This is a genomic window from Aeribacillus sp. SP014 (assembly GCF_054055575.1).
On the sequence record NZ_JBSRXI010000001.1, the window covers coordinates 1,689,438 to 1,715,082 of the forward strand.

Annotated in this window: 20 protein-coding genes, 1 pseudogene and 1 riboswitch; of the genes and pseudogenes, 16 read left to right on the forward strand and 5 right to left on the reverse strand. The window is 40.4% G+C overall.

Annotation, left to right across the window (positions count from 1 at the left end; genetic code table 11):
* The first annotated feature begins 1 nt into the window (after position 1).
* From ACVIJU_RS08310 to ACVIJU_RS08360, 11 genes are all read left to right on the forward strand, one after another.
* Positions 2–1,306, forward strand: coding sequence for an MATE family efflux transporter (locus ACVIJU_RS08310; protein WP_063388254.1), 1,305 nt, complete (start codon positions 2–4; stop codon positions 1,304–1,306).
* 408 nt (positions 1,307–1,714) lie between these two features.
* Positions 1,715–1,891 (forward strand): hypothetical protein, encoded by a 177-nt coding sequence (locus ACVIJU_RS08315; RefSeq protein WP_157727936.1) that lies wholly within the window; start codon positions 1,715–1,717, stop codon positions 1,889–1,891.
* Between the two features lie 24 nt (positions 1,892–1,915).
* Entirely contained in the window at positions 1,916–3,430 is a 1,515-nt protein-coding gene (locus ACVIJU_RS08320; RefSeq protein ID WP_063388253.1) for a cobyric acid synthase, read from the forward strand.
* 115 nt (positions 3,431–3,545) lie between these two features.
* Positions 3,546–3,842, forward strand: coding sequence for a 4a-hydroxytetrahydrobiopterin dehydratase (locus ACVIJU_RS08325; protein WP_063388252.1), 297 nt, complete (start codon positions 3,546–3,548; stop codon positions 3,840–3,842).
* Positions 3,843–4,707: 865 nt separating this feature from the next.
* Positions 4,708–5,823 (forward strand): IS4 family transposase, encoded by a 1,116-nt coding sequence (locus tag ACVIJU_RS08330; RefSeq protein ID WP_456687346.1) that lies wholly within the window; start codon positions 4,708–4,710, stop codon positions 5,821–5,823.
* Between the two features lie 615 nt (positions 5,824–6,438).
* On the forward strand, positions 6,439–7,608 hold the full coding sequence (locus ACVIJU_RS08335; protein ID WP_456687469.1) for an ABC transporter substrate-binding protein: 1,170 nt from the start codon (positions 6,439–6,441) through the stop codon (positions 7,606–7,608).
* A gap of 115 nt (positions 7,609–7,723) precedes the next feature.
* Positions 7,724–8,602, forward strand: a complete 879-nt coding sequence (locus tag ACVIJU_RS08340; protein WP_456687470.1) for a branched-chain amino acid ABC transporter permease — start codon at positions 7,724–7,726, stop codon at positions 8,600–8,602.
* A 12-nt stretch (positions 8,603–8,614) separates the two neighbouring features.
* A complete protein-coding gene (locus ACVIJU_RS08345; protein WP_456687471.1) occupies positions 8,615–9,667 on the forward strand; it encodes a branched-chain amino acid ABC transporter permease in 1,053 nt (350 codons plus the stop codon).
* Positions 9,630–10,400: an ABC transporter ATP-binding protein gene (locus ACVIJU_RS08350; protein WP_456687472.1), complete on the forward strand. Its 771-nt coding sequence runs from the start codon at positions 9,630–9,632 to the stop codon at positions 10,398–10,400. Before ACVIJU_RS08345 ends, ACVIJU_RS08350 begins: the two co-directional genes overlap by 38 nt.
* The gene (locus ACVIJU_RS08355; RefSeq protein WP_456687473.1) at positions 10,397–11,146 is read left to right on the forward strand and encodes an ABC transporter ATP-binding protein; all 750 of its coding nucleotides are present in this window, start codon (positions 10,397–10,399) and stop codon (positions 11,144–11,146) included. Before ACVIJU_RS08350 ends, ACVIJU_RS08355 begins: the two co-directional genes overlap by 4 nt.
* 49 nt (positions 11,147–11,195) lie before the next feature.
* Positions 11,196–13,406 (forward strand): helix-turn-helix domain-containing protein, encoded by a 2,211-nt coding sequence (locus tag ACVIJU_RS08360; protein ID WP_456687474.1) that lies wholly within the window; start codon positions 11,196–11,198, stop codon positions 13,404–13,406.
* A gap of 270 nt (positions 13,407–13,676) precedes the next feature.
* On the opposite strand, the gene ade is transcribed toward ACVIJU_RS08360, so the two are convergent.
* The 4 genes from ade to ACVIJU_RS08380 all read right to left on the reverse strand — a co-directional run bounded on the left by ade (position 13,677) and on the right by ACVIJU_RS08380 (position 17,296).
* On the reverse strand, positions 13,677–15,419 hold the full coding sequence (ade, locus tag ACVIJU_RS08365) for an adenine deaminase (protein ID WP_456687475.1): 1,743 nt from the start codon (positions 15,417–15,419) through the stop codon (positions 13,677–13,679).
* 49 nt (positions 15,420–15,468) lie between these two features.
* Positions 15,469–15,570: riboswitch (purine riboswitch) on the reverse strand.
* A 128-nt stretch (positions 15,571–15,698) separates the two neighbouring features.
* Positions 15,699–16,238: a chromate transporter gene (locus ACVIJU_RS08370; RefSeq protein ID WP_094245607.1), complete on the reverse strand. Its 540-nt coding sequence runs from the start codon at positions 16,236–16,238 to the stop codon at positions 15,699–15,701.
* Complete coding sequence (locus tag ACVIJU_RS08375; RefSeq protein ID WP_063388248.1) at positions 16,235–16,801, reverse strand: chromate transporter; 567 nt, start codon at positions 16,799–16,801, stop codon at positions 16,235–16,237. The genes ACVIJU_RS08370 and ACVIJU_RS08375 overlap by 4 nt, the downstream gene beginning before the upstream one ends.
* A gap of 18 nt (positions 16,802–16,819) precedes the next feature.
* Entirely contained in the window at positions 16,820–17,296 is a 477-nt protein-coding gene (locus tag ACVIJU_RS08380; protein ID WP_063388247.1) for an Lrp/AsnC family transcriptional regulator, read from the reverse strand.
* Positions 17,297–17,574: 278 nt separating this feature from the next.
* Here ACVIJU_RS08380 and ACVIJU_RS08385 point away from each other — a divergent pair, with 278 nt between their 5' ends.
* From ACVIJU_RS08385 to ACVIJU_RS08395, 3 genes are all read left to right on the forward strand, one after another.
* Positions 17,575–18,753, forward strand: a complete 1,179-nt coding sequence (locus tag ACVIJU_RS08385; RefSeq protein WP_456687476.1) for an MFS transporter — start codon at positions 17,575–17,577, stop codon at positions 18,751–18,753.
* The gene (gene ggt / locus ACVIJU_RS08390) at positions 18,750–20,330 is read left to right on the forward strand and encodes a gamma-glutamyltransferase (RefSeq protein WP_456687477.1); all 1,581 of its coding nucleotides are present in this window, start codon (positions 18,750–18,752) and stop codon (positions 20,328–20,330) included. Before ACVIJU_RS08385 ends, ggt begins: the two co-directional genes overlap by 4 nt.
* An 889-nt stretch (positions 20,331–21,219) precedes the next feature.
* Positions 21,220–22,023 carry a DNA-methyltransferase gene (locus ACVIJU_RS08395; RefSeq protein WP_063388244.1) on the forward strand — a complete coding sequence of 268 codons (804 nt, stop codon included), beginning with the start codon at positions 21,220–21,222 and terminating at the stop codon, positions 22,021–22,023.
* 88 nt (positions 22,024–22,111) lie between these two features.
* Here ACVIJU_RS08395 and ACVIJU_RS08400 read toward each other — a convergent pair.
* Positions 22,112–22,297 (reverse strand): annotated as a pseudogene (locus ACVIJU_RS08400) (ABC transporter permease); the annotation flags it as partial.
* 277 nt (positions 22,298–22,574) lie between these two features.
* On the opposite strand from ACVIJU_RS08400, the gene ACVIJU_RS08405 reads away from it, so the two are divergent.
* Both ACVIJU_RS08405 and ACVIJU_RS08410 read left to right on the forward strand, forming a co-directional pair.
* Positions 22,575–23,333: a glycoside hydrolase family 18 protein gene (locus tag ACVIJU_RS08405; RefSeq protein ID WP_201108611.1), complete on the forward strand. Its 759-nt coding sequence runs from the start codon at positions 22,575–22,577 to the stop codon at positions 23,331–23,333.
* 83 nt (positions 23,334–23,416) lie between these two features.
* On the forward strand, positions 23,417–24,778 hold the full coding sequence (locus ACVIJU_RS08410; protein WP_456687928.1) for an IS1380 family transposase: 1,362 nt from the start codon (positions 23,417–23,419) through the stop codon (positions 24,776–24,778).
* Positions 24,779–25,645: the final 867 nt, after the last annotated feature.

Here is a 25,645-nt window from a genome sequence, read left to right on the forward strand (position 1 = left end):
AATGACTCACCGAACTTATCTATCTTTGGCGATTCCGCTTATCATTTCAACGATCACCACCCCGTTATTAGGAGCTGTCGATACGGCAGTAGTGGGACAGCTTCCTGATCCAGCGTATATTGGCGGCGTAGCTGTAGGGACGATGATTTTTAATACGATGTATTGGTTGTTTGGCTTTTTGCGGGTCAGTACGTCCGGCTTTGCCGCACAAGCTTATGGTGCGCAAGATGCCAAGCAATGTTTTTTATATTTCGTAAGACCGTTCCTCATTGCGTTAGCCGTCGGCATTCTATTTATCCTCGTTCAATGGCCGATGAAACATATCGCATTAACGCTTATTCATCCGGATGAGAAAGTCATGACTTTCACGGACGAATATTTTTCGATCCGCATTTGGGGAGCCCCGTTTACGCTGGCGAATTACGTCATTCTAGGATGGCTCATGGGAATGTCTCGTGTTAAAATTTCGCTATTTTTACAAGTATTTATGAATCTATTAAATGTTGTACTTGATTTGTTGTTTGTGAACGTTTTTCATCAAGATGTGAATGGTGTAGCTGCCGCTACATTGATTTCAGAAGTGGCTGCATTTCTCATTGGAATGTATATCGTGTTAAAGTCTTCCGATCTTCGCCTTTTCTCCATTCCTAGCAGCGAGCTGTGGAATGCAGGAGAATTTAAGAAGATGATGGCGGTCAATCGGGATTTGCTTATTCGCACGATTTGTTTGTTAACCGTGTTTAATCTTTTTACAGCGAGAGGTGCCTCTTTTGGTACCGAAATACTGGCAGCCAATGCCGTTCTCATTCAAATTCATTACATCATGGCGTACTTTTTAGACGGATTTGCCAATGCCAGCAGTATTCTCGTCGGAAAAGCTGTCGGTGCAAAGGATGAAGCTTTGTATAAACGCACTTTATCGTTGACAGGGCAATGGGCGATAATTTCCCCCTTGTTTATGATGCTTATTTATATACTGTTTAAAGATTCGATCATTCCTGTTTTTACGAAAAATCAGAATGTGATCGAACTGGCCAGCTCCTACAGTATTTGGGTCACGATATTTCCACTTGCGGCAAGCTTCGGTTTAATTCTCTACGGTGTTTTTACAGGAGCGACCATGACCAATCCGATTCGCAATTCCATGCTGATTTCTCTTGCAGTATATATTGTTTGTCTTTTCATTTTGATTCCGATGTATTATAACCACGGTTTGTGGCTTGCTTTTATTGTTTTCAGCCTCAGTCGGTCCGTGTTTTTAGCTATGTATGTTCCAGTATTAAACAGAACTTTATTCCAAAAATGAGGTGCCGTTGATGCTAAGTGCTGAGTCTATCAAACGATTGGAAACATAAAGATATGCCTTAACTTACAGATCACGATGCACTGTATATGCGGGATTTTTCATTTAGCAAAGAAACATAGCAATTATTTTTGATCATCTCGTGCATCATGATACTAGCGGAAAATGAAGGATGTTATAATACTTCAGTCATTATCAATTTTTGAAAAGGGAGCATGAATGAGTTGGAAATAAATCATCGTTGTTGAAACAGTAGAATCCAACCAAAAAGATTTCCGTGTAAAAATGTTGGAAAAGAATCATCATTGTTGGAACGGCAAGCAATGTCGGGGAATTGGCATTATGTAGGAGAGTTAAAAATGTGTGACAAAAAAGCAAGCAAGAGACCGACTTTCCCGTGGAATGTAGGTGATGATTCGTCAAAGATCTGCTGCAAAAAATTTACCTGAATTGATCGGTGTGATCAATGAAAAAAATAGCCACCGTGTTTATTTTTCGAGGATAAATGATTTACATGCGGTCCTGATTTATTGGCCCGCCTTTTCATACGGCGGTGCTTCATACCCGGAATTTGCGAAACATTTGTGAATGCTTGTGAGAGGAGAAAAACAGATGAATAAAGCATTGCCCATCATGATTCAAGGTACGCATTCCGATGCGGGAAAAAGCGTGATTGCGACAGGTTTTTGCCGAATTTTTGCGCAGGACGGATATCGGACGGCGCCGTTTAAATCACAAAATATGTCACTCAATTCGTATATTACCGTTGACGGCAAGGAAATCGGCCGCGCCCAAGGAGTGCAGGCGGAGGCGGCAAGAACGGTCGCAACGGCGGATATGAACCCGATTTTGATCAAGCCTGTGAGCGATCACACTTCACAAATTGTTGTGAACGGTAAGCCGTATCAAAATTATAAGGCAGCAGCGTATCGGCAGGAGTTTTTTGAACTTGGTTTGCAGGTGATTAAAGAAGCGTATCATCATTTGGCAAGTACATATGAGCGAATCGTTATAGAAGGAGCGGGGAGCCCTGCGGAAATTAACCTAAATGATCGCGAGCTTGTCAATATGCGCATTGCCCGGTTAACAAACGCTCCTGTCATTCTTGTCGGCGACATTGACAGAGGCGGTGTATTTGCGAGTTTAGTAGGAACATTGCAGCTGCTTGAGCCTGAAGATCGCGATCGCGTAATTGGGGTAGTGATTAACAAGTTTCGCGGGGATATTTCCTTGCTGGAGCCGGGACTTCGCTGGTTTGAAGAGTATACAGGCAAACCGGTTTTAGGGGTCGTACCATATATTTCTAATTTAAACATTGAGGCGGAAGACGCCGTCATATTAGATGCGTTTCCACGTACAAATGAGAAAACTAGCGAGATTGATATTGCTGTTATTCATGTTCCTCACATTTCGAACTTTACCGATGTTGACCCGTTTCTATATGAAAAGGATTGCCATGTTCGCTATGTAAAGGAGGCAAACGAACTCAGAGAACCGGATGTTGTCATTTTGCCGGGAACGAAAAATACAATTGAGGACTTATTGCTTTTGCGAAAATCCGGCTTTGTGGATGCGATAGAAAAGCTTTATCGTGCGAAAAAATCAGTCATTGTCGGCATATGCGGCGGTTATCAAATGCTCGGAAGGGAGATTTCAGACCCTTATCACGTAGAAACATCGATAGGGAGCGCAAACGGATTCGGTTTTTTCCCGATTCGCACCGCCATGATGAAAGAGAAAAGGACGACTCTTACAACAGGGATGGCCCACTTGGCTGATTGTAATATGCCGGTGGAAGGCTATGAAATTCATATGGGAACAACTTCTTATGAAGGGGACGTATCGCCATTTATTACGACGGAAGAAGGAGTTGACGGCTGCATAAGCCAAGACAGCCTCCTGATTGGAACGTATTTTCATGGCATATTTCATAACGATGAGTTTCGGACGGCATTTTTGAATTTGATAAGAAAAAGAAAAGGTCTTCCGGCGATTTATGAGCGGCCATCAATGAAAAACATTCGTGAAGAAGCATTTGACCGGCTTGCCGATTGTCTCCGGAAGCATGTGGACATCGAGTGTATTTATCGGGAAATGGAACGGTTTCAAAGCAAATCTTTTTTCTAAGAAAATAAACGGAAATCTGATATGTTTGTTCGCCTCTTTATATTCATATGGCAATCTTTTTTGCACTGTGATTTTAGCTGTCTGTTTTTTTATAAAAATCCGGGAGGAAACGGTCATGCGGTTAACAGATGAAGAAGTGCAATCTCTTTTACAAGAGATGGAAGATTGGAAGCTTCTTGAAGAGCGATGGATTGCAAGAAAGTACCTCTTTCAAGACGATTTGCAAGAAATCGAATTCGTGCGGCAAATTTCGGACATTTCTGAAGAAGTAAACCATCATCCCTTCATTTCTATTGACTATAAGTTCATCACGGTAAAAATTTCGTCTCAGAGAGCGAAAGGACTCACAAAGCTTGATTTCGAACTGGCGAAAAAATATGATGAAGCTTATGAAAAAATAAAAGCAGGGTAAGAACGGAAAAAAGTGGATTATATGTGAAGCGGATGACGTGAAGAAAGCCGCATTTTCCGCCGCACCATAAGTTACGATATAAGGGACTTCTTTCCTCTTGAGAAGGAGAGCGGTTTTCAAAAAAATGATGCGATTTAAAAGGCATCCTGTTTTTCTCGAATAGATGGGCAGCTGAAATGATGCGGAGCTGCAAGAAGCGTGTATATGGTCTTTTTGGGGAAAATCTGCATTTATGGATAAAAAAAATGACGAAATTTTGCACACACAAAGCAGGCAACAAGGATGTTAGTTGATGTTGTTGAAGGAAAACTTTTAAGTGATCGGATCATGTCATAGCACCATTCAAAATATCAATTGACAATGTTGAAGGAAAACAACCTGCCGAATTTAATCGTATGACCATGACCGAAGCGCTGCACAAAGAAAATTCTCTATGTTTTTGATTCATGTAAACAAGTACTTCCCGACTTCATTCAATAATAGAAAAGCGTATCGGCAATGCCATGTCTAAAGATGAACAAAATTACGATTTTCTTGTTATATGATGTATTTCGACTTACATTTCACAAAATCCCTCATATGTGAAGTCAATAGTATGTCAATCAAGAGGTTTCACTGGGACTTCCAACTGGCCTCGGCCAACGGTTATGAATATTTTGTATCTTGTTCCGAAAGCTTTTTTGCTTCAGCACTAGCTTCGGCGAAAAATAAGAAAGAGAAAAAAGCACTAGTGTTGCATTAATTTAATTTTAATATTAAAAAGACTCACAATCTTCACTTATTTTATTTTGTGAAAAGAAAAAGTCCTTTATAATGGATAAGTCAGGTGGTAACCCGTCCAAATCCACTAAAAAGGACCAAACTCATGGACAAGATTACACGAAAAACTTCATTTGGACAATGGTTTTCGCCAATAAATCTTCAATTATTTGAAGAACAGGTGAAAACGATGAAATTAGATTACTATACGAAAAAATTAACGACAGAGTCATTTCTAAAATTACTGCTTTTTGCGCAATTGGAAGAAATCGAAAGTCTCCATGCGCTAAGCGATTGCCTTTTTGATGACCAACTTCAAAAAGGGGTCGACCTTAATTCTATTAGTATTTCACAGTTGTCACGGCGATTAAATGGTATAAACCCAGATCTATTTCAAAAGCTTTTTCTTGATTTAGTCGCAAAAATTCATGCCAAAACACAATACACAAAACGGGTCATGCCTTTAAAAATCATTGATTCAAGCACATTGCCACTTAATTTGACCAATCATAAATGGGCGAAGTTTCGCAAAACAAAGGCTGGTGTAAAGCTGCATTTGCGCCTTGTGTTTATGGAAAAGGGGATATCCTATCCTGAAAAAGCTTTGATGACAACGGCAAGAGAACATGACCGTGGACAGCTTGAAATCATGGTGGATGACAAGGAATGCATGTATGTGTTTGACCGTGGCTATCTAGACTATGAGCGCTTTGATCGTATGACGGATGACGGCTACTTCTTTCTTTCCAGACTACGGAAAAACGCTGTTATACGGGAAGTTTATGATTTTAAACTACCCGAAGATACGAGTGTTTTGTCGGATCAAATGGTATTGATTGGCACAACTCAAAACCGTGCTGAAAATTACTTTCGCCTTCTAAAAGTGATGGATTCAAAAGGAAATGAACTCCATTTAATCACAAATCGTTTTGATTTAAGCGCCGAAGAAATTTCCGAGATGTACAAATCACGATGGGCTATTGAACTGTTTTTTAAATGGGTCAAACAACATCTCAGCATCAAAAAATTCTATGGTCAAAGTGAATGGGCGATTCAAAATCAAGTATTTATCGCACTTATTGTTTTTTGCCTACATGTTCTGGCACAAATCGAAACAAATAGTACGCGAAAAACCTTACAAATTAGCCGTTATTTAAGGGCTGCATTGTGGAAACCAGCGCATATCTGGCTTCGAAAAATTGAAGGAAAAGCCATCCCTTAATAAGTAAATTGTCGTCGTCGCACAGGTCTAATTGTCAATAAATTTCCAAATGGATGGGGTCACCTTTAATTGGGTACTTACCTTTTTGGCTCTAAACAGGAAAAATAATAAAACTGAAAATTACGACAATATTTATGCAACACTAGTGAGAAAAAAGCTCTTTAAAAAATCAATGTAAAAAATTCTGCAAGTATGCCCAAAAATAGAGTTATTGTAATTATCCAATTAAGGTGCGCCGATATCAATCTAGGATACTTTATTTTTTCAATATCTTAGTTCAAAATCTAATTTTGCAAAATCCTCAAGTAAATGACGAGAAAAGATGTTCTTGTCCAAACCGCTTGATCCTTTACGAGTAAATGAGAGCATGTTCAACCTCACTGTAAAGGATTTTTTTCTGTATATAAAATCAAAAACTGAAATATTCTAAAGTTTTAGGTTATCAAATAGAATCAAATGTTATTATTATTTTTTGAATTTATAAAATATTCCTTAAATTAAAGAAGTTGAAAGCGCTTTTTTCCTTAAATATCGGGTTAATTAATAAACAGAATCATTATAATATTAGGACTAACAAGGTGTAAAAAAATGTGATAGAACAGGGGAGGATTTTAAATGGCAGGAAAGGTAAAGAACCTTTTAATTGTCCTTGTTGCTTTTGTCCTATTTGCCGCCGGATGCAGCAGCCAGCAGAGTAGTAAAACCACTGATAAAGGTGGGGAAAGTTCAAGCGATACAATAAAAATTGGAGTCATCGTTGCGGAAACGGGACCGGCTTCTTCCCTCGGCAAACCTGAGGCGGATGCTGCCCGGTTATTGAATGAACAACTGGCGGGTAAAACATTTGACGGCAAAAAAGTTGAATTAATTGTCGAAGATTATGAAACAGATGATACAAACGCAGTGGTGATCATGAAAAAATTAATTTCCGAGCATAATGTTGCAGCAGTAGTCGGTGGAACGCAAACTAGCACAAGTATAGCACTCAGCGGTGTGGCAGCTGAAAATCAAATCCCGTTTGTGGCATTAGGTGTACTGAACGACGATCAGTTTAACGAGTACACGATCCAAGTTCCGCCAAGTAATGAAACCGTTTTACGGACCGCAATTGATTATTTGCTAAAACATAACATAAAAACGGTGGCATGGATTAATGCGCGGGATGGTTTCGGACAAACGGGACTTCCAGTTTTTGAAAAGTTGGCGAAGGAAAACGGAATTGAAATTGTAGCGGTGGAAGATTTTGATGCGGAATCAACAGATATGACCGTTCAGCTTACAAAAATTAAGCCGAAAAAGCCTGGTGCAATCATCGTTTGGTCAAGACCTCCAGGTGCTGGTATTGTCGCGAAAAACTACAGTCAACTAGGATTTAAAGTACCGATGATTCAAAGTCATGCTGTCAGCAATCAAGGATTTTTAGATCAAGTGGGGGAAAGCGGTATCGGTGTTCATGTGCTTGGAAGCAAGTTAAACGTTTTAGATTTCCTTGAAGATTCGGAACAAAAGCAATTAATAAACAAATTTGTTTCAGAGTTTGAAAAAAAATATAATTACAATCCGGGGCCGTTCGGAGGATATCTGTATGACGGGGTTCAAATGGTGGTTCAAGGCATTTCAGAAGGAAAGCACACACCGCAAGAATTGAAAGAATATTTAGAAAATATTGAATATAAAGGAGTGACTGGCACATTTAAATTTACGCCGGAAGATCGGAATGCGGTGCAAGGAGACGGAATAGCACTGTTGACTGTAGGAAAAAATGGATGGGAACTTGCAAAATAGATAGACCAGCTCATATTTTTAACTTCTTTTGAAAGGGCATGTACGGTACCTTCGTACATGCTTGCTCTCCCGTTATGTCAATGCCTATTCATGTGAAGGAAAGGAGAAGATTGTTTTGGATGTAAGCCAAATTCTTCAGTTTGTCATAACAGGTTTGACAACAGGAAGTATTTATGCGTTGATTGCAATTGGTTTTTTAACGATTTATAACGTTACGGGCATCGTGAATTTTTCCCAAGGGGAATTTACGATGTTAGGCGCAATGTTCAGTGTAACTTTTTATAATATGGGAATGTCTGTTTATTTAGCTGGTCTGCTTGCGGTCATCTTGACAGCATTGATCGGCTTAGTCATTGAAAGATTGGTGATTATGCCAAACAAAAATACAAAATTTTTAAATTTGATTATTATTACGATCGGACTTTCCGTTTTGCTCAGAGCAGCGGGATTGTTAATTTGGGGAACATATCCTAAATCGCTTCCGCCCTTTTCAAACAATGACTCGATTGTGATTTTGGATGCGGTGATTGTTCCGCAAAGTCTTTGGGTAATAGGAACACTTATTTTCTTATTGCTTGTTCTATATATTTTCTTTGAAAAAACAATGATCGGTTCAGCCTTAAAAGCGTGCGTGATAAACAAAACCGCTGCCAAGTTAATGGGAATTAATCCATATTCAATGTCAGCTTTAGCTTTTTTGATAAGTGCAGCGATAGGGGCGATTGCCGGAGTGGTGGTGGCACCCATTACAAGCGCTACGTATGATATGGGACTCATGCTCGGGTTGAAAGGATTTATGGCAACAGTGATCGGCGGGATGACGAATGTTCCGAGTGTTGTTGCGGCAGGCTTTTTGATTGGACTTCTGGAAGCCTTTTCAGCGGGATATATTTCAACCTCGTACAGTGAAGCGATCAGCTTTGCAATTTTGCTGCTCGTGCTATTTATTGCGCCAAATGGAATTATGTCAAAAATGACCGGAAAAAGGGTTTAAGGAGGTGGCAAGATGAATGAGAAGCAAGCATTGTACCCAAGCCGTAAAAAACCGTTTCTCGCACTGATCGTACTTATTTTTTGTGCACCTTTGTTATTTTCTTCATCATATACGCTCAGCCTGTTTGTGTTAATCGGTATTTACTCCATGATTACAATTGGGTTAAGCCTTTTAATGGGATATGCGGGGCAGATTTCCCTCGGACATGCTGGCTTTTTTGCCATTGGAGCGTATATGTCGGCTGTGCTGACAACGATGTACGATGTTCCATCGTGGATTGCGATGATCGCTGGGATGGCGCTTACGGCATTTTTATCTTTTCTTATCGGGATCCCCATTTTAAAATTGAAAGAACATTTTTTAGCTTTTGCGACGATCGGCGTTAATGTCATTATTTATATTTTTTTGCTCGGCAAGACGGATTTAACAAAAGGAGCAGCTGGATTGTCCGGAATTCCAAACTTAACGATCTTCGGCTATGAGTTTCGGAATGAACTGAGCTTTTATTTTCTCGTTTGGGGCATTGTACTTTTAATTGTGCTGTTTTCTTTAAATATCGTTCAATCTCACGTTGGAAGAGTGCTTAGAGGGATTCATGATAGTGAAATTGCAACCTTAACACAAGGAGTCAATGTAGCAAAGTATAAGCTGCATATTTTTGTGATCAGCGCTGTGTTCGCTTCTCTAGCAGGAAGCTTATATGCCCACTTTATGAATTTTATTACACCTCACATGTTTCATGTGCTCGTTTCCATACAGTTTCTTGTCATGGTTGTTGTCGGAGGATCCCAATCCATCTGGGGGGCCATCTGTGGAGCTTTTCTCATGACGATGCTTGGCGAGTGGGTCAGAAAGTACCTTCCGATGGTGATGGATACAAGTGGTGAAATTGAAATTATGGTGTACGGAGCGGTTCTCATTCTTGTCATTATGTTTATGCCGAAAGGATTGATCCCGACAGCCTCTTCAATATACGAAAAAATTAAAAAGCCCAGGAATGAGGTGGAAAGGAAGGAGGAGTATCAAAATGGTCAAACCGATTATGCAAATAAAAGGGCTAACTAAGAAATTCGGAGGTATTGTAGCGGTAAATGATGTTTCATTTGATGTAGGGGAAAGGGAAATTGTTGCGGTTATTGGTCCAAACGGCGCAGGGAAAACGACATTATTTAATCTCATTTCATCTATTCTGCCGCAAACAGAAGGGGAAGTATGGTTTTTAGGTGAAAAGATTACAGGAAAACCTCTTCACAGTCTGGCAGCAAAAGGCTTAACAAGAACATTTCAAAATCTGCAAGTATTTGAAAATATGACAGTTTTAGAAAATGTTATGCTTGGAGCCCATTCCAAAATCAAAACAAATGTTTTATCTGCAGGTTTTCGGTTAAAAAGTGCAAAAGAGGACGATGAACTGGCAAGAACATTGGCGGAAGGCGCACTGCAAAAGGTTGGCATGACAGCATATATGAATCAGCTGGCAGGCAATCTTCCGTACGGCTTGCAAAAATTACTGGAATTAGCCAGGGCAATCGTATCGGATCCGAAATTAATTCTGCTGGACGAACCAATGGCAGGATTAAATGACGGGGAGAAAGCAAAAGTGGCCAATTTCATTGTAAGGATGAAGCATGAAGGCTATTCCTTTTTATTCGTTGAACACGATATGACGACCGTCATGAAAATTGCAGATAAAATAGTTGTCATCGATTTTGGAAATAAAATTGCAGAGGGCACGCCGGAAGAAATTAAAGAAAATCCGAAAGTCATCGCTGCGTACTTAGGGGAGGAAGCTGTATGACCCTGTTAGTTGAAAACGTAAGCACATACCACGGAAAAATATGCGCTGTTCACCAGGTCAATTTTCATGTGGAAGATGGGGAAATCGTCTCCATTATTGGGGCAAATGGAGCAGGAAAGAGTACTTTGTTGGGCACAATTTCAGGAATCTATAAACCTAGCGAGGGAAAAATCACACTGAACGGTAAAAATATTTCTGGATTGCCGGCTTATAAGGTTGTGCGGAATGGAGTAAGTTTAGTGCCGGAAGGAAGACAAATTTTTTCAAGCTTGTCAGTAAAGGAAAACTTGATTCTCGGAATGTTTCATCAATATCGAAACGATAGAAAAACGGTCCGTGAAAGGATTGAAAAGATGCTTAACATGTTTCCCGGATTGGTCAAACATTTAAATAATCCGGCAGGGAATTTAAGCGGCGGGGAGCAGCAAATGCTGGCCATCGCCAGGTCCTTAATGTCGAATCCTCAAGTTATTTTACTTGATGAACCTTCAATGGGGCTGGCGCCAATGATTGTCAAAGAAATTATGGATATTATGAAAAAAATTAAAAATGATCTAGGAACGAAGGTCTTGCTCGTCGAGCAAAACGTTAAAGCAGCTCTCAATGTGGCGGATCGCGCTTACGTAATGGATCAAGGGCATTTTATTTTGGAAGGAAAAGCGTTGGAACTTCTTCACAATCCGATGGTACAACAATCATATCTTGGCAAGTCATCGGGTGAAGGAGAAATGATTCCTGCAAAATAATTGTTCCATAACGCTTTGAAATGGGTAAAAATTTAAAGGAGCGATTAAAATGGGAGGAATCATTTCGAAACAAAAGCTTAGAGATCGAATTGAAAAACACCTTCGCGATTTGACAAGAAAGTTAATTTCATTTGATACAGTACAGGAAACGTTAAATTATTTATTAGAGTCTTTTTATCGTGAATATACATGTGATCTTGTCGCTGTTCTTTTACAAGAGAAAGACAGGCTCGTTCCGGTTGTTTGGATTGGGGAAGGCTTACACATTAATGAGACGTTAAATTTATCGATGCATGAATGCGGCAGCGACCTGTTTGAATCCGCCCTTTGTATGACAAATAAAAGACAAAAACAATGCGCTTTCATCGAAGCATTAAAAAAAGAAAAAATCTCCACTTGGTTTACAGTTCCGCTAAAAAATCAAGAAAAAAGTCTAGGTCTGTTCGTCATTGGATTTCGTCATGAAGTTCAACTTCTGTTAGAAGCACAACAGGACTTTACGGAATTTGGACATGATGTGGTCGCAGCGATTGATTTAGCACAAGAAAAAGAAGAGCAGAAACGAAAAATAAAAGGTATTGAATGGATTAGAGAAACAACGTTTTCTGATATTTCCATTGAATCGATCATCACAAAGGTAGTCGAACGGGCGGCAAAAGGAACAAACGCAAAAGGCGCCTGCATTTATATCTATGATGAGGTCAATCAATGCTTTACCCTTACTCCGCCTGTATATGGTGAAGTATCTCTAAAGGAAAAAATCTACATTAATTCTGTTCAAGAGGTTGATTATTATTTTCCTTCAGTAGAAAAGGCAGGCGGAAGTGAACTGACAATTCCTCTCGTTGTAAATTTAAAAACAATTGGCATGTTGTATGTATGTCAAGAGCAGCATCGTCCATTTTATTCGGAAGATTTGGAATTTTTGAAATTCGTCTCCACCTTTGTTTCGATGCAATTAGAAAATACCAGATTGTATCAAGAAGAATATGAAAGCAAGCGGAGATTAGAAAAAATATTGTCTTATCATCAGTCGCTGATGAAAAAAACAGTAGAAGGGGATGATCTCAAGGCTATTACGTCAATTGTCGGGTCCATGCTGGAAATATCCGTTTTATTATTTGACCGCTTTTTACGGCTTGTCACTTCCCATTTTCAAAAGGAGAAAGCTCATCTTTCCGGCTTGTACGAAGAAAAAATTTTATCCAAGAAATCAGAAATAATCCAAATGCATACGAAAAAACTGTGGGTAGAAGAAGAAGTTTCTTTTTCTGTTTGGCCGATTGTCGTAGGAAGGGATGTCCTTGGCTATTTCGTCATTTGTTTAGAAAAAAAAGAAATGGATCAAGTTCTTTTTCTAACACTTGATTACACGATAAATGTGTATGCAATCGAGTTTATTAAACAAAAGCTCGTAGTTGATGCTAGAGAACAAGAGAAGGAAAAATTTATCAATCAATTGTTTTCGGAAAAGGTCGAAGATCAAGAAAAAGTTATTACTTATGCCGCGTTAATAAATTGGAACGTATTAGAAAGTCATAGAGTTGCTGTTTTATCCATTGATGTCAGTAAGCTCGATGAAGATTCAATCGCTATGGACGGATACAAATCTTGGCTGTGGGATCAAATTAAAACAGAGCTGATTCGATTTCATCCAAGCATCATTTATACACGCAAAGATGACGAATATATTTTAATGGTCAAAAAAGCTGAAGAAAAAAAGGCACCTTATGATTATTGGGAAAATCTATTTAAAAAAATCAAACGAATTGTTGAAAAAGCAAATCATGAAGTGAAGGTTTTTCTAGGCATTGGAGATTTTACCGAGTCGATTAAAGATTATTATTACTGCTATATGAAAGCGTTGAAAGCAAAAAATGTTGTAAGAAACCGTATGGCAGATGAAGGCTATGCATATTATGATGATTTAGGTCCTTATATCATTTTGCACAATTCCAGCGATCAGTTGGCTGCTGAACTGTTTGTTAAAAAACATCTTGCCCCTCTTATTCAATATTCAGAGAAAAACAATGTAGACTTATTTCATACTCTTTATGTATTTTTGCAAAATAATGGAAATTACCGCGAAGCTTCGAAAGAATTATTTATACACCGCAGCACACTTGAATATCGCATTGAACGTGTTGAAGAAATACTCAATGTTGATTTAAATCATGCAGATATGCGCTTTGAGCTCATGATGGCATACAAGCTGTATAATTTGTTTGATTTTGACCGAAGCGAGCTGGCAAAAAGGTGAATTCTATTGATCGAGCAAAGGATTTTGGAACGGGATAAAGTCCGGCGGAAAAAACGGTTAAGCTATCGGGCAAGCGTGTAAAAAACATCTCGTGCGAATTTATGAATGAATCATTTCTGACACGTATTGGAAAGCTTTAGCAAGCTTAAAGAATTTAAACTCTAAGCGAAAAAAGGCAAATGAAACTCCGGCAGATGAGCCAATCTCCCTTGCCGGAGTTTTCTTTTTTTATGTGTTTTGCTGCCCATACAATCATTTTTTGCACGATATTTAAACGCCGTGCTCGGCTGCAACTTCTATGTGCTGAAACGTTGTGACGTCAAATAATCCTAAATCTGTAATTTTGAGCTCTGGAATGACAGGCAAACTTAAAAAAGAGAGCGTGAGGAAGAGATTGAAATGCCGATGTTTGCTCACTTTGTGCAGGCTGCTGTTCAATTCATCGAGTTGATGGGCGACGATTGGATATGCTTGATCTGACATTAATCCGCCGATCACAAGCGGCAAAGAGGCGAGCGTTTTTCCATCATTCACAACTACTAGCCCACCGCCGATTCTCTTTATCTCTTGAATGGAGCAGATCATATCCTCATCGTTTGTGCCGGCAACGATCACATTATGGGAATCGTGGGCGACGGTTGTGGCGACTGCACCGCCGATTAAGCCTAATCCTTTTACAATGGCAAGGCCAATGTTTCCAGTATTTTTATGGCGTTCGAGTACAGCCAGTTTTGCCAAATCTTTTTCAATGGAAGGGATGAAGCAAACACCGTCGCTCGGTACTTCCATCATTCTTTTAACCGTTTCAATTTGATTCGGAATAATTTCTATTACATGCGCTTTTTGGTTATTTTTCACGTGTATGGCCAACCGTTCTTTTGTAACCTCGTTTATGTTTAGATTGACAGAATTTCTTGATAAAACGGAAGGTTTTGGTTGGTCTATAGATCCGATATATTGACCGTTTTCCGCAATCACTTTTCCGGCTTTCAAAACTTTTTCAATCGTAAAAGCTTTGAAATTATCTACTATGACTAGATCTGCTCTATATCCAGGTGCGATCGCTCCTGTTTGCGTTAGTCCGAAACATTGGGCGGCATTAATCGTCGCCATTTGAATCGCTATGAGAGGATCAAGTCCATGCTCGATGGCAAGACGAATATTGTAGTCAATGCTTCCTTCAGCAATTAAGTCGTCTAAATGCTTGTCATCCGTACAAAATAGACAGCGGTGGCTATTTTTTTCATTGACCACGCCGATTAGTTCTGGCAAATTTTTTGCAGCAGATCCTTGACGGATCATGACGTACATTCCGCGAGCAAGGCGGTCTTTTGCTTGCTCTTTTGTCACACATTCATGATCTGTTTGAATGCCGGCCGCTCTGTAAACATTGATTCCTTCAATGCCAAGACCTGCGCCGTGTCCGTCGATCTTATATGCTGATGCCGTTAAAAGCTTGTCAATGATGCGGTCATCTAAATTTTGAACACCTGGGAAATCCATCACTTCCGCAAGCCCGATCACCCGAGGATGCTTGTAAAAAGGTGCAAGTTCATCATCATTTAACACAGCGCCGGCATTTTCAAACGAAGTCGCCGGAACGCAGGAAGGCAGCATGCAATACACATCTAAATCTAAGCCTTCTGAATCCTCCAGCATAAAAGATATACCTTTCGTCCCGGCGACATTCGCAATTTCATGCGGATCTATAATAACGGTTGTCACACCGTGGGGCAGAACTGCTTTGGAGAACTCCTTCGGTGTCACCATCGAAGATTCAATATGGACATGAGAGTCGATGAAACCTGGAACGATGAATTTATTCTCGGCATCAATGATGTTTACCCCATCATATTCTCCGATTCCAGCAATCACTCCGTCCGCAATGGCGATGTCTCCATGCAAAATTTCCAAATTGAAAACATCGGCAATTTTTCCGTTTTTAATCACAATGTCTGCCGGAATTTGTTTGCTAGCCACTTGGATTCTTTTCTTTAACATGTTTTTGTCCATTCTCACTTTTCCCTTCTGTAGTAAACTCGCGCGTTGAGTTTGACAGGGAGAGTTGTGTATCGTCTCTCGTAGTCAAACTATTTACGGTAGTTTGGTAGAAACGTTTGGACCGTATTTCCAAACTTATACGAGAAAATCATTCGTATTTTTAAAAAGAGATTATACGACTCTAATTGAAACAAAGCAAGATAGTTGGCGCATTACTTGACAGAAAAATTTTCTCAGGTATTGCGAAAAGCTGAGAATCACAGTTTCTCGGGTGCTCCAAACAGACCCGTTTTAAAAATTGGGCAGAACAACTCCTCCATAAACAAAGGAAATCATAATGAGAATGGCAGGGTGAACCTTCCATTTTTCTAAGGCAAAGAACGATACAGCAGCAATAATGAGCGATTGGATAATTCCGAGCGAATGGACAGAGTCTTCTATCATTTCCCAAGTTAAAAGCAGCATCATGACCGCAATAACAGGCTGTACAAGCAAGGTCATTCCTTTCACAACTAAAGATTCCCGGTGGCGTTGAATCAGTTTTAACAACAGAATCAAAGCGAAAGCTGACGGAAATACAGTCGCAAACAAGGCGATGAAAGCCCCCCACCATCCGTACACATCATAACCGACATAGGCGGCGATCTTCGTCGCAATAGGGCCCGGCAAAGAATTTCCCAGTGCGAGCATATTGGAAAATTCTGCATTTGTCAGCCATTTATAATGATTGACAATCTCCTCATACATAAGCGGAATGGAAGCGGGTCCTCCTCCATAACCGAGTATGTTGGCTAAAAAGAAACCGATGAATAAGCTGATCCAGATTTTCATGCAGACATCTCCTTACTTCTGCTCTTCCGTTTTAAATGGAAAGCTCCATATGTTAAAAACATTAGAATTACAATAGCTGGATGAATCGAAATCACTTGCAGCAGGCAAAACGAAACAATCATCAGCAGGACGCCAAGCCATTTTCCCAATCCTTTCACGGCCTTTGCGGAAAATTCGTAAGCCAACTGCCCAAGCATGGCGGCGATCACCGGCATAACAGCAGAAATCATACCGTGGATAACAGGTGAATCGCTTAAAGCTGTGACCATTTTGAATAATAGAATCATGGCCAAACATGTAGGCAAAATATGAGCTGCTACGCAAATAAAAGCGCCTAATGCCCCTTTTTGTTTATATCCTAAGTAAGCGGCCATTTTTGTCGCGATCGGACCGGGCAGGGTATTGGCAATCGCCAATATTTCTGCAAATTCTTCATCTTTTACCCAACGGTATCTGGAAACTGCTTCATAACGGAACAGCGGTATGACGGAAGGGCCGCCTCCGAATCCAAAAATTCCGGTTCTCAGCATAGCCATGATAAGACTTTTATAAGAAGTTTGCATGTTTCTCCCCCTCATTCTTTATAATTTCATTCCCATGCGGCTCTTGTATCGTTTAATGAGAATTTGACAGTCAACGCTGACGACACCGCGCATCGGATACAATTTTTTGGTTAAAAAATTTTCCATTTCTTGATTATTTTTAAAGATTCCATGCATATGGAGCTTGCTTGGTCCTGTCATATGGTACAAGCTTGTAACGGCATGCTCCTCCGCCAATTGTTCTGCCACTTCCTCTAAATATTGCGGTTCCACTTCAACGTTGAAAAAGGCGGAAACATGAATGCCGATTTTCGTCGGATTGATAACCGTCGTAAATTTCTCGATAATTCCTTTTTCAATTAAGTTGTTTATCCTCGCCTGAACGGCAACTCGAGACAAACCGATTTCTTTTCCGAGATCGGTATACGATATCCGGCTGTTTTCATGCAGCTTCTCTAAAATTTGTTTATCAATATGGTCTATGTCTAAATTCGGAATGTTGTATTCGAATGCCATTCATACCACCCTTTATTTCGTTATGTAGTTAATTTTCTAATTATAATTTCTTTTAGTATACAAAATATGTTTTATGATTTCTATAAAAAAATGAAAATATTTATTTGTTTACGAAACGAAAAAAACTTTGTTAAAAAAATTTACAAATTCAAGGAACTTTCCTCGGCAGCTTTCTATAATGGAATCAAATTTTTTAAAAAAGCTTGCCAGAGGTGAAGAAAAAGAAACGCACACATCCAGCTATCGTTATTTTCTTATTTTTTCTAGGATGGGTATTTATGTATGCAGACCGGACTATTTTGTCGCCAGTGATGGGAGAAATAGGTGAGCAATGGAATTTAAACAATGCTCAATTAGGTTTAATGTCCACTGTGTTTTTCATTGCATATGCGGCCATGCAAATTCCAACCGGTTTTTTGGCTGATCGTTTTGGAAGGGTGAAAGTTTTAGTAATTGGCTACACATTATTTGGCATTACCACTTTTTTGAGCGGATTGGCATCTTCTTTTGCTTTGTTTTTGTTGATGCGTGCTTTAACGGGTATTGGAGAAGGAACCTATTACGGTTCGCAATACGGAATTTCTTCCAACATTATCCCTAAAAAATACAGAGGCCTTGGTTCGGCAGTGATCAACAGCGGAATGGCTTTCGGCATTTCTCTTGGTTTTATTGCTGCAAGCTACTTCACGTACACCTTAAACAAAGGATGGCAATTTTCATTTTATCTATTTGCGATTCCAACGATTTTTGTTGCCATCTTGATAGGATTGTGTGTTCGCGATCAATCCGGCCATGAAAAAAAACAAGAAGTTTCCAATGTTCAAGATGGCCAAAGCTTAAAACGGCTGTTTACAAAAAATCATCTTTTCGTCTACATTCTCATCTTCTGCTCTTTATATGGATTTTTCGGAATGCTTACTTGGCTGCCTTATTATTTGCAGACGGTAAAAGGGGTAGACGGTTCGCAAACAGGGATCATTTCTTCTTTGGTGCCGTGGGCTTCGATTCCGGGGGCTATTTTCTTCGGCTATGTTTCAGATAAAGTAAAAAATAAAAAGCCGTTGATCATTTTTTTAGCTGTTGCTGGAGCTGTTTGCCAATTTGTCATCCCTTATGCGGAAAATTATTCGTTGCTGATAGCAGGATTAGTTTTTTACGGGCTGCTAGGAAAACTGGCACTCGATCCCGTATTAATATCTTATATGGCTGAAATTACGCCGTCATCCATGTACTCCAAAGTGTATGGTTTTTTCAATTTCAGCGGAATGCTTTCTTCCATTTTTGCCCCTTATATTACGGGCTATTTTGCCGATATCACCGGCAAGCTTGAAATCGGTTTTTATTTGTCAGGTGTTTTGCTAATCATCGGTGCAGTCTTATTTCTGTTTACTGAAAGTTCAAATCGCATGTCCGATTTCGTTCAAAACAATAAACCGAGGGAGGAACAAGCAATATGAGCCAATCAATGATCGGAACCAAAAATATGGTTGTCAGTCCGCATTATTTGGCATCGGCAGCCGGTTGCCGCATACTACAAAAAGGGGGCAACGCCTTCGATGCAGCGGTAGCGGCCAGTGCCTGCTTAGCGGTCGTTTATCCACACATGACAGGGATCGGAGGAGACTCTTTTTGGCTGTTTTACAGCAAAAAGGATCAAGCAGTTCGTGCGTATAACGGCAGCGGCCGGTCAGGCTATAACGCCACGCCTGAAAAATACGAAGGTTTACCCGCCATTCCGTATCGAGGCATTCAAAGTGTTATCACCGTGCCGGGAATGGTTGACAGTTGGGATGCCATCATAAAAGAATACGGAAGACTTTCATTGGCGGAGGTTTTAGAGCCTGCTATCGAATATGCGGAAAATGGATTCCCTTTTTCAAAGGATCAATATGTCAACACGCAAAAAAATGTTCAAATTCTGCGAGAATTTCCGGAAACATCATCGATTTTCCTGCCTCATCATCGAATTCCGAGCATAAATGAAAAATTTATTCAGAAGCAATTGGCGGATACATTGAAAGAGTTAGCGAACAAAGGAAGAGATCATTTTTACAAAGGCAGTTTAACAAAACGCATTGTATCAAGCCTTCGAGAAAAAGGCGGGATTTTAATAGAGGATGATTTTGCGGATCATCACGGAGATTGGGTCGAACCGCTGAGCGGAACTTACCGCGGTTATACCATGTATCAGGTTCCGCCCAATTCACAAGGCTTTGCCGGGCTAATGGCGCTAAATATTTTAGAAAACTTTGATTTTAAAACGATTCCGCACGGTTCTTTTCAGTATTATCACCTTTTGACAGAATCATTGAAAAAAAGCTTTCAAGACCGAAACAAAGTATTGACAGATCCCGAATTCTACCAGATTCCGCTTGATAAATTGTTAAGCAAAACATATGCGAAAAAGCTGGCCGAATCGATCAGTCTGACAAATGCAAGCGAAGTGAAGACTCAGCCTGTCGGAAACGACACTGCCCATGCGGCTGTCGTGGATGAAGAGGGGAATGCGGTTTCCTTTATACAAAGTCTTTATTTTGAATTCGGTTCATGTGTTGTTGCTGGTGACACAGGGATTTTAATGCAAAACAGAGGATCGTTCTTTTCTCTTGATCGTTCGCATGTCAATTGCTTGGCGCCGAGAAAAAGAACGTTCCACACGCTGATGCCTGCAATGGCTTTTAAAGATGGAAAGCCGTATATTTTATACGGAACACAAGGAGGAGAAGGGCAGCCGCAAACACAAACAGCTATCATTACAAGAATGATTGATTATCGAATGAGCCCTGCAGAAGCAATATATGAGCCAAGGTTTGTGTGGGGAAGAACGTGGGGAGAAGAGACGGAAGAATTGAAGATGGAAGGCCGCATCTCAAAAGAAGTGATCGAATCGATGATCAAAGCTGGCCATCTTGTGAAAGTTGTTGAACCTATTGATAAAATAATGGGTCATGCCAACGCCATATTAATTGATGACCAAAGCTTTTTACATGGCGGGGTTGATCCAAGAGGAGACGGTGCGGCAATCGGTTGGTAACGACGAATTCATAAAAAGCGGGGATTTATGCTATCCGTTGTTTCATATTTAAATATATTGGAGAAGGGTAAGCCACAGGGGGCGGAAAGTATCCAGCTAGGGCAAAGCCTGCAGAATTCATTATTGGAATTCTACAGGCTTTTATCATTTGAAGAGGTTCTCACATCGGTATATTCAACCCAGGAAATAAATTAGGAGAAGTTACAGCCAAAAGAAAGGTTTTAGTAGAAATATATAGGGAAGCGAAAACACCAACGATTGCAACAAGCGGTTTCGCGGACTAAATCTTTCATCAAACATCCTTAACAAAACTTACATTGATTTCCAGCTGCTGCTTTTCGTCAAAAACAAACAGCAAAATGAAATTTTATATTCCGCAATACTGGTCCAATTTCCGTTATTTTTTTTCTTCGTTGACGAAGTCATTAAATATGGAATAAATAGGGGCTTAATGGTTGAATCCTCATGAAACAGAATGAAACACCGGGAAAGTTATTCTTCAGTTTAGGACTGTAGCCAATTGAGCAACATACATCTGAAAGTGAGTGCTGAAAATGTTTCAAAATAACAAAAAAACCGGAGAGCTTTGGAGTGCATGATAAATACCTTGGCTGTAGTATGGAAAACTTTGATTGGACGAGCAAACTGGACAGAGATCAAGAAGGAAATAACGTCCCCAGAGGATTATGCGGAGAAGGTCATAAGCATAATCAGATAATCTGCACGCGATAATGCCCAAATACGAAAATTAAAATAAATAGGCAAGACAACAATCCACTGAAAGTCGCTGCGCCAAATGCTAGATACGAGCTAAATCGGTTGAGAATGTACGTTCTTCTATAGTATGATAAAATAGTTATCTCGTTTATTTTTAAAAGGGTGTTTGGATATGGACACAGAAACTGCATCTGTGAGAACGTTTAAATATGGAAACAATCTCGAAGTAAAAATTGAACTAAATGATTGCATATCCTTTTTAAAGTCTTTAAAAGATGAAAGCATCGACTTGATTGTAACAGACCCTGCTTATTCTGGAATGAATAACAAGCTGAAGCTCGGGAAGGGCAGAATCGTCGGTGAATATAAGCAAAAGGGAACGGAAAATGGGAAATGGTTTGTGGAATTTGAAGACAGTGAAGAAAACTATCATCTCTTTTTACAAGAGTGCAAGAGGGTGCTGAAAAAAGATACAGGGCACATTTACATCATGTTTGATTCTTTTTCTTTATTAAGCTTAGGGCATTTAATGAGAGAGTACTTTGACGTAAAAAACATCATCACTTGGGATAAAATCAATATGGGAATGGGGCATTATTTTAGAAGAAGGCACGAATATATTATTTTTGCTACGAACGGAAACAACCGCAAAATTAGAAACCGGTCTTTTCCGGATGTATGGCGGTTTAAACGAATTCACCATTCGAAATATCCGACGCAAAAACCGGTTGAGCTGTTCCAAGCGATGATTTATGCAAGTGCCGAAGAGGGATTTACGGTTTGCGACCCGTTTTTAGGGAGCGGATCGTCAGCTATTGCAGCCATAAAAAACAACTGCCGCTTTTTAGGATGCGATATCGCAAGCAATGCTTTTACAGCCAATGTAGAAAGAATTCATCACTATCTTAAAACAAAAGAAGACATCTATCAGCCCAAGCCTTGCCATATCGAAGGCGAACCGGTATTTTGGGAATAAAGACCGATCATAACTACGCAGCTTGCAAATGTTATTCATCTTCACCAAATCATAAAAAATCGGCGTTTAGCCGATTTTTTTATTTTGATCATTGTCTGATCCAAGTCCATATTTCTTTTGGCGTGGCATTTTTTCCGTACATTAAGATGCCGACTTTAAATATTTTTCCAGCTAGTTTCATAAAGATCCAAACACTTATTGTTAAGATTGCAAGTGATATGACGATTTCCGCCCATGGCCATTCCTCTAATATCGACAAACGAAGAACGTAGGTAGAAGGACTGCAAAAAAATTGCAACTTCTGGAGCACAGGATGTAAATAAAAAAATTCGAAGCAGCTGATGAAAAAAATGTACGGAGAAACACGCAGCAAAATGGAACTGTAAAAAGGTCAACAGCAGATGAAAAATTTCTATGTAATTTTGCGACAGTCTTTTTTTAAATACTTTTTCCAGCGCATATTTGCTGAATCTATGGACAGAAGTGAAAAACTCGGGAATATTCATCCTCTTGTTTAGGAAGTATAAGAAAAAACAAGAGGAGATGTTGTGATGAGAAAATTTGTCATTTTGCTCTGCCTTTCGCTCGCTCTTTCTGGATGCGGAAATGGAAATGATAAAAAGCAGGGCGCTTCTTATGATCAACAGCAAGGAACGACAACTCAGAATGAAGGAGATAGCTCGCTCATTAGGATACAGCATAGCCAATCTCCAGCAAAACGAATACAAAAGGTAAACCCTGATCAGACGACCAGCGACAAAAGACCTATTAACTCAATTGGATTTCTTGAGCCGATCACTCCGCAGCAATCCGTTTCTGACTTAAAAGGTGTCAGCCAGCATTTATCATATGTAGCTTTTTTCAGTTACCGAGTGAACGCCGATGGAAGTCTTGTTCCAATTGAAGACAGTGAAGCACTCGCAGCTGTTAAAAAATCCGGTGCGATTCCGATGATGGTCATCACCAATTTTACAGAAGGAAATTTTTCACCGGATATTGCTCATCGTATCTTTACAGATAAAACAGCCTCTAAAAGTTTGATCAATGGCGTTATTCAGACGATGAAAGTAAAAGGATATAAAGCTTTAAATATCGATTTTGAACATATTCGGGAAAAGGATCGTGAGCTGTATAACGGCTTTCTCGAAACGATTTTGCCGCAGGTTCGCAAAGCTGGCTTTACGGTTTCAACTGCATTGGCCCCAAAAACGAGTGATGAACAAAGAGGACCATGGCACGGAGCCCATGATTATAAGAGACATGGAGAGTTAGCAGATTTTGTTATTTTGATGACGTCCCTGAATCCGTGACAAAACATCTTTACAATGGTCGCAAACCGTTGATACGATAAGGGAAAACGACGTTGACGATTCTTCATCAAGTAGGTGATGTGATGAAAGATTTCCCGATTCGGTTTGTATTGACAGATGAAGCGATTACCCCAAGTGCTGGGCTTGCTCTCGTTGGCTACTTACTCCATCGAACGAAACTGGATAAACGGGTAAACGCACTTCGGCTTCCAACGGTTCGTCGAGAAGTGCACATTTCCCATAGCGATGTCATTCGCTTGCTTGCCACAGGAAAAACGGATTTCGATCATATCGAAGCGTATCGTCAGGACGATATCTTTTCGGCATCGATGGGGATTCAGCACGTGCCTTCCTCTCCAACCTTGCGACAACGACTCGATCAGCTCGCTTGTCTTCCGATGACCGAAACGATTCTTTGGGAGGAGGCCATACGTCTGTTGATTCAACGACATGCCACTTTGTCCCCTTGTTGGACCAAAGGAAAGACGACATGGCTTCCCCTTGATATAGATGGTTCCCCATTTGACAACTCCGATACGAAAAAAGAAGGAGTCAGTCGAACGTATAAAGGATTTGACGGTTTTACACCGTTGTTTGCGTATGCAGGGAAGGAAGGGTATCTCGTTCATGCCGAGTTGCGTCCAGGGAAACAACATGTGCAAAACAACATGCCCTCGTTTTTAGTCACCGCTATCCGTCGAGCTCGTCAACTGACTTCATCTCGTCTGCTTGTTCGCATGGATGCAGGAAACGATGCAGAAGCGAATGTGCACGTATGCCTAAAGGAAGACGTGGACTTTGTCATCAAGCGAAACTTACGCCGAGAATCGAAAGCGCTTTGGTTCCAGATCGCTTCGCAAAAGGGCAAACGTGTCGATGATGGACAAAGCGAAGGAGTACAAACCTATGAGCTATGCCTTCCACAGAAGGCAGCGATCGATGGAAACACGTATACGTACGTTCAAGTCACCCAAGTGACGGAACGGACGATGGAACGCAATGGACAGCTGATGCTCGTTCCTGATTATGAAGTGGAAAGCTATTGGGTGCGGCTCAAAGGATACGAGCATGTTCGAATGAGCGATGTGCTCGCGTTGTATCATGATCATGCGACATGCGAACAGTTTCATAGCGAACTGAAGAGCGACTTAGATTTAGAGCGGCTTCCATCTGGGAAGATGAAAACGAATGCGCTCGTGTTGGTCATGGGAGCCTTCGTTTACAATCTTCTTCGTCTGATTGGACAAGATCTATTAAGCGATCCGAGACATCCGTTGCACCACAAAGTGAAACGCCGCCGCATCAAGACGATTATTCAGACGGTGATCACGATGGCAGGGCGACTCGTCCGTCGATCACGACAGATCTGGATGAAACTGACGCGAAGGAGTGGCTATAGCGAGCCCCTACTGAACGTCTATCAGAAATGGAGAGAGGCAAGGTAACGAACGAATGTTCGGGCACTGATGTCCAACGTCACTCCCTGTGCTTTTTTTTTTTTTTTTTTTTTGGTGCGCCCGGCATGTACATGAACTATAGGGTGTAAGTCCCGAACCCCGAAGACAGAAGTAGAGGTTAGCCAAGAGCAAGGGTGTCCGTGGTGACGCGGAATCTGAAGGAAGCTGGAGGCAAAACACCGGTCCGAGGAACACGAACCTCATATAAGGCTAGGTATGATTGAGTGAGTTTGCCAAACAAAACAAAGCTCTTTCTGTCGAAGGTCATATCGAGTAAATGAGGCGGATAGATGGTGTGAAAGTGCATGTACTTACCCGGGGAGGTCTGGCGGATAGGTGAAATACGCTTCATAACCTACTTAGTGATAAGTAGCTGAACCGTCAGAAGTCAGCAGAGGTCATAGTATTAGTTGGTTTAGAACTACTAAGAAGGACCGAACAATTAAGAGAGAATAGCCCTTGGCATTCAGTGAGTCATGATGAACACAGAAAACGTAGTACCTCACTTGAGGAAGGAAGCGGTGAATCCCGTGGGAGACCTCTTGGAGGGTGGAGTGACCACTGGCATAAAGAGAACAGCTATTCACGGAAGTTATAAAGACTTGCGTCAATTATCTTAATTGAACCGCCGTATACGGAACCGTACGTACGGTGGTGTGAGAGGACGGGAGTTAATCGCTCCCTCCTACTCGATTTTTGAAACTTGTGGTGTTAATATGATGATGCAAACATATGGCATTCAACTAACATCAAAGGTTCTTGAATTATTCGCATATCATCACATACAACTTCTACAAGCTAATTTGTAATGATTCATGTTGTTTAAGAAACATGTAAGCAACAAAGTATGATTAT